Below are 5,985 nucleotides of genomic sequence, written 5' to 3' on the forward strand. Positions count from 1 at the left end.
ACCAGCGCCAATCCCGGCCTCCTGCCACACGCCGCAACGACGTGCACAGAAAAGCCGATCACGGCCACTGTCAACCATCAGCTGGGATCGAACTGTCAAGCATCACCCGGGATCGGACAAGCCTCACGCGACCGACTGAGTTACAACTTTCTCTACTGGTTCAAGTGCCCGCGCGAGCGCGGGCTGGCCCCTGGGGCCCGACCCCTCTACGCCTTCGGCGCCGGGGTCGGCCCCTGGGGCCGCAGCAAGCGACGGCCCATGAGTAGAGACCCGGACACGGAGTCCGTCGGTCAGAACATGCCTCCGGCGGGGGCGCTCAGGCTCCGAGATGGCGGGGGCGCTATTCGCGGGTGCCAGCCGAGTGCGGCGTGTGTGGGGGTGCTCCCATCCCGTCCACCATCGACCCAGGCAAAGCCGAGCAGACGCGGCCCAGGGCGTCAAGGTCGTTCGTCCAGCAGGGCGCTCCACCTTGACGCCCTGAACCACGCCCGCTCCACAGACGTGTGGGTCGACGGCAGACGGGATGGGAGCTGAGGGTGAGCGGTGGCTAACGACGATTGGTCACCGCCCCCGAACCTCATGCAGGTGGTACAACGACATGCAAGCTGCATGAGCCCTCATGAGGGCTGCAAGACTTGCATGAGGCTACTCTTGGCACCACAGCACTCAGGAGGTTAGGTCAGTGACTGAGGACGAGCTGCATGACTTGCTACTGAAGCTGCGCCGCTTCGGCGGAGATCACTTCACTTGCGAAGTCAAGCGCTCACAGGGGGGCCTCCCGGCCTCGATGTGGGAAACGGTGAGCGCCTTTGCGAATGCACAAGGTGGACTGATCATTCTCGGGGTCGATGAAAAGTCTGGCTTTGCTGTTGTCGGCGTGAATGAACCAGCCAAAATTGAAGCTAACCTCGCAGCAGTGTGCAGCGAGATGGAGCCCCCGGTACGCGCCGAGATGGCCACTGTCGAGCTCGACGGGCATCACGTGATCCTCTGCCAGATCCCTCCGACACCACGAGACCAACGTCCGTGTCACAAGAAGGACAAGGGCCCGTGGGCAGGGTCCAGGCTGCGAGTCAGCGATGGCGACCGCAAGCTGACCGATTACGAAGTCTCTGTCCTCCTTTCGAATCGTAGCGAACAACGCCAAGACCTTCGCCCGATCGCAGAAGCCTCACTTTCAGACCTAGACGAAGAGCTAATCCACAGATTCCTGCGTCGAGTAAGAGAGAGCAAGTCTTCAATCTTCAGCAGGATCACTGATGAAGAAGCCTTGCGGATGCTCAACGTCCTCGTAAAACACGAAGAAGTACTCGTACCCTCGCTTGCTGGACTTCTGGTGTTCGGACTTTATCCTCAACAGTTCGAACCACAGCTTGATATCACGTTTGTCGCTTACCCGACACCCGAGGCGGGAGTCCTAGGGCCCGCAGGCGAGCGTTTTACAGAGAATCGCTCCATCGATGGCCCCATCCCGCAGATGGTGAGCGAATGCATTCGCACCCTAAAACGCAACATGAAACGCCGAAGCATCGTCTCAGGACTCTACCGCACCGACGAGTGGGAATATCCCGAGGAAGTTTTGCGAGAGGCCCTAGTTAATGCATTGGTACACAGGGACTACTCCGAGTTTGCTCGAGGCATGCAAGTGCAGGTTGAAATGTACCCGGACAGGCTCGTGATTAGAAATCCTGGAGGCCTATACGGCCCCGTAGAGGTAAACACTCTCGGGACCGACACCGTTTCCTCATCGCGAAACAGGGTGCTACTCAAAATTCTCGAAGACACCCCTTACGGCGAGAATAGAATGGTCTGCGAAAATCGAGGTAGCGGAATTGCCCGCATCAGAATTTCGCTGACGGATGCAGGAATGGAGCCTCCGCGCTTCATTGATGACATCTCCTCCTTCACCGCAGAGTTCCCCAATCACACTCTGATTGATGAGGACGCACTCGCCTGGCTGGGGAGTCTGGAAGTAGGCCCGCTATCGAGGCCTCAGATGACAGCGCTAGTTATGATGCGTAACGGCCAGACAATGACGAACAGCTCATACAGGGCCGCGACAGGCGTGCACGACAGTAGGGCCGCGAGCCGTGACCTAAAGGACTTGGTTGACAGAGGAATCGTTGAGCAGTTCGGTACACGTGGGTCTGCTTTCTATACGCTTGAAGGCGCAAACGAAGAAGACTCCGATGAAGACCTGTTTAGCGAGCTACTCGACGGAGTCTCGTCTTCTGCTGCAACGAGCAGTGCGAACGAAAATCTAGAACCTACGCTAGCTAGTAACGCAAGTCCGAGTGTCACTGATCTCCAAAGCGCGGTCCTGGCTTCGCTCGCAGACGGAGAGCTACATCGAAGCGAGATCGAGGAGAAGACGGGGTTCGACGCTGTCCAAGTGCGCGGAGCACTCCAAGCTCTTCGCGAGAAGGGCCTAATCATCTTGGTTGGGAAACCTCGGTCACGGAACGCGCGCTGGCGAGCTCGCTAAGGATTTCAGACAGGAGCCCCCTCGCAAGGAGACCACCTCGTTAGGTCCCTCATCTAAGTAGATGATCAGAGGGCCCGTACCGAATTGGTTCGGACCCTCTGGTGTTACTGCGTGTCTACCTGCGTACTCCTGACCGTCACGCTCTCCGCTGTCCCGCAGGGCGCAAACGCACCGCACTCCTGCTGAAGAGTGTCACCAAAGCGGTCGCAACGCTCAGCGCTGCTTCAGCTGCTTCCTGAGACACCGGGACCTCACGCGGACCACCCGCATGCCGGTCACCGTGCCCCTCCCAGAGATCAGTGAGCATCGCGACTACCCCGGTTGTTGTACCTTGCGTCCCTGACTTGTCGGTCAGTACGTATTCGTACTTCGCGTCTGCATCCCGAAGATGATCACGAACCTTGCCGAGGGTGGGCAGCGGGTTGCGCGGCAGGAACATCGGGCAGGCCACTGCTTCCACCGCGCGGATCAGGTCAACGTAGGCACCGCTTGCGTCGGCGTGCACTGCGAACAGCTTGTCGCGGGCTCGCCCCAAGTACCTTCGGGCCGCCGGGTAACCACTGCTCTCAGCCGCATCTGACGCCATAGCGAGTGCCTCGCTGAGACCCTCCTCCATTCTCCGCTGGAGACCGCGCTGATCCGAAGCGACCTCATACACCGACCGAGATTCAATCAGCAGGCGGTTCAACGGCTCGGTGATCCGCTTGGTCCGCCTGGCGCCGCTGTTCCACCTGGCGACAAACGGCAAAGTTTCCGGGGGCAGTGGCTCGCTGCACAACACGGAGAGGAGGTCATCGACCACGTCCCACAGGATCTCCAGCTCCGTGCCGTAAGCAAGAAAGCGCACGTGTGGGTCCGGGGGCATGGGCACATACGGCCGACTGGGAATGTACGCCTTCTCCTCCCGCATCGACCTCTCCGCGTCCCATTGCGCGGTGAGTTCTACCAGCTCCGCCTCACGGTCTCTCAGCTCCCGCTGATACTGGTTGAGGTACGGCCTCGGCAGTTCGAGATCCAGTCGGATCAGAACGTGCCGCATCTCCTGCCGGCCTTGAGTCGCTGTCTCGAAGATCCAGTCACGGAGCGCAGATTCGAGTGACGCGGGCACTCCCTCTACCAGGGCAGGCACAGGGGCCGCGCCCACGCGAACGGAGAGCCGAGGCCGAACGGTTGATCTCATGTGCTGACGATAGCCCTCTGAACCCACACATCACCCCCAATTTCCTAACGTGCTCTGGCCGCTGAGCCAGGTGGTCTCCGAGGCCTGCAACCCTTGCAAACTGAGGAATGCACATAGCCAGTGCCAGCGCGCTCCAAGGCCAAGCCTCATCTTCGGCAGCTCAGAGGAAGGAACGTGCCACTCGCGTGCCAGAGCGTCTGGGAAAGCACGGGGAACAGCGGGGGCTGGCTCTGGGTGTGGTCAGGGCTCCAACGTCACTCCACCGCAGGTCAGCCCAGCGTCTTCCGCCAAGAAATCCAAGCTGCTTCCCAGGCTGATGTGCTTCGCCCCTGGTGGATCGACTGGCGCGGTTTGCGTGCTTCGATGCGCCCCCGTCGCGCCACTCCCATACGCCAGACGCACCTCAACCATGAACCCCCATGGACGGATTCGGAAAGTACTGGGGTTGGATCATCTTCGCGGTGCTGATTGCTGGCTGGCTGAGCTTCGACTTCGGACCGGTCGTGCTCCTCGTCCTGTCTGGGATCAGCGCCTTCTACTTCTTCTTCAACGTGCCCGTCTGGTGCGGAGCTGAAGGGCGGGGCGGCTCATGCCGCAACAACAGCCACGGCGCCCTCATGGGCTGCCACCTTCGCCAGCACAAGTTCCAGAAGCTCAAGATGATCTTCTGGAGCGCCCGGTGGGCACGACTGCGGCAAGAGCTGTTCCAGAACGCCACGACGACCCTGGCTAGCCTGGGCGGCATACTGGCTGTCACCTCGGGAGTGGCAGCCACCCTGCAACCCCTTTTCGGCGGGGGCTGGTAGCGGGGCTCGCTGACATCTACGTCTGACATCAACGACGACAGATGGCAGCGGCCAACCGCGGCCTCCGACGGTAGCTGTCGAGTTGGCTGTTAGCTCAGCAAGGCTCGTTGGATCGAACTCCTAATGCGGTGGTCAGACGTCGTCACGACCGACAGCAGTAACGGTGGACACCAGCGGCGTTCAGCAGTTCGGCATTGTGCCGGCCGTATGTTGACTGACCGGCACCATGTGCCCGCATCTCCGTACCCGCTTGACAGCGAGGGGTGCCCATCCGGAGCGAAGCGGTCATGCAGTAATGCGGCCCTCGCGATCCTGCTGGCCGTGAGCCCCCGCTAACTGCAGGCACTGCTAACGAGGCGACTGTTGAGCCCGCCCTGCTAGCCATGGGTGGCAGCCACGAGTAGCCCAGCGACGGTAGTCACCAGGGCCATTGCGGCGATGGCCCCAGCGACGGGGGCGCACCAAGCTGGACGGGCCAACAACAAGACCAAGACGCTGGCGCCTATGAGTAGGGCTACAAGGAACAACAACAGGATGAGCAGCGAGGTGATGAGACTCATGCCGAGTCGCCTTCCTGCCCCGGCCAGAGATGGCAGGTCAGGTCGACTGAGGCCCCATTAGCCATCAGGCGCTCATCCAGCGACCTGGCCCCTTCTATCCCAGTTCCCGCGCAGGCATCACGTAGAAGGGAGCAGGCAACATGCCGTGCATTGCCCACGCGGTTCATCGGGCGCCTTGCCAGAACTCGGCGGCGGCGCGAGCGCGTGTGGCATGTCGAGCACCGAGACGCTTCAGCTTGCGCCGGACTCGCTCGCCGTACGCCTCGGGATGGGGGACACCAGCGAAACGCGCAGCTTCGGTCCAGTCTGCAATGGACGGATGAGCCCAAGCCATCGCTACTCGGCGCTCAGCATTATTGAGCCCCGCGAGAACCGCATTGACGCGCTCGTCCTCAAATGCCGCCTCGAAGACAAGGTCAGCCATGCGTAGCTCGCCAGCGACAAGATCGAGAAGCGTCAGGTTGTCACCGAGAGGGGTCTCAAGGAGCATCACCCGGGAGCCGCGCACTCGTCGTCGCCACACCGGCACGAGCTGCTGGTGGATTGCCTTGGTCTCTGACCTGATGCGGCCCAACACCTCAGGGCCGATGCGTCCGCCTTGCTCCAGCGGAGCGGTCCAGTCTCCGATCAGCGCGGTTCGGAGGGCCTGGTCCCATTGGGGGCCGCGGGGGAGTGCGAGGTGTCGGGTAGCGAAGGTCTCCGAGGTGCAACATGCATCGCATTTGTGCCCCAACGCCCAGTCACGCGCTTCCAGCGCCTGATAGGTGGGCATCCGAAGGGCTTCGTGGAAGGGCACCGCGGGGGCGATCTTGCGGGTCCCGCCTGGGGCGGCGATGGTCCACACGTCAGTCGTGTCAAGCTTCGACATTCGGTCGACACAAGCGCTGCCATCAGCATCGATCTTCAAGACAGTGCTGCTGTTCCACGGCAGGCCAAACACTCGCCGGTCCGGTT

At 61.4% G+C, this 5,985-nt stretch carries 4 protein-coding genes; 2 read left to right on the plus strand and 2 right to left on the minus strand.

Annotated elements, in window-relative coordinates; all coding sequences use genetic code 11:
- Positions 1 to 682: 682 nt before the first annotated feature.
- Entirely contained in the window at positions 683 to 2,485 is a 1,803-nt protein-coding gene (locus CW362_RS42180) for an ATP-binding protein (protein ID WP_103554874.1), read from the plus strand.
- Positions 2,486 to 2,621: 136 nt separating this feature from the next.
- On the opposite strand, the gene CW362_RS42185 is transcribed toward CW362_RS42180, so the two are convergent.
- The gene (locus CW362_RS42185) at positions 2,622 to 3,665 is read right to left on the minus strand and encodes a hypothetical protein (protein WP_162684434.1); all 1,044 of its coding nucleotides are present in this window, start codon (positions 3,663 to 3,665) and stop codon (positions 2,622 to 2,624) included.
- Positions 3,666 to 4,084: 419 nt separating this feature from the next.
- On the opposite strand from CW362_RS42185, the gene CW362_RS42190 reads away from it, so the two are divergent.
- Positions 4,085 to 4,471, plus strand: a complete 387-nt coding sequence (locus CW362_RS42190) for a hypothetical protein (RefSeq protein ID WP_103554876.1) — start codon at positions 4,085 to 4,087, stop codon at positions 4,469 to 4,471.
- 723 nt (positions 4,472 to 5,194) lie between these two features.
- Here CW362_RS42190 and CW362_RS43685 read toward each other — a convergent pair.
- A partial coding sequence (locus CW362_RS43685) for a hypothetical protein (protein WP_206301222.1) occupies positions 5,195 to 5,985 on the minus strand: 791 nt, incomplete at its 5' end.

It is taken from the genome of Streptomyces populi (assembly GCF_002911015.1).
Taxonomy (GTDB): Bacteria; Actinomycetota; Actinomycetes; order Streptomycetales; family Streptomycetaceae; genus Streptomyces; species Streptomyces populi.

What these genes read in the sequence shown, in the direction of transcription:
- CW362_RS42190 (WP_103554876.1), top strand. Translation starts at nt 4,085, where the DNA reads ATGGACGGATTCGGAAAGTACTGGGGTTGGATCATCTTCGCGGTGCTG.
- CW362_RS42185 (WP_162684434.1), bottom strand. Translation starts at nt 3,665, where the DNA reads ATGAGATCAACCGTTCGGCCTCGGCTCTCCGTTCGCGTGGGCGCGGCC.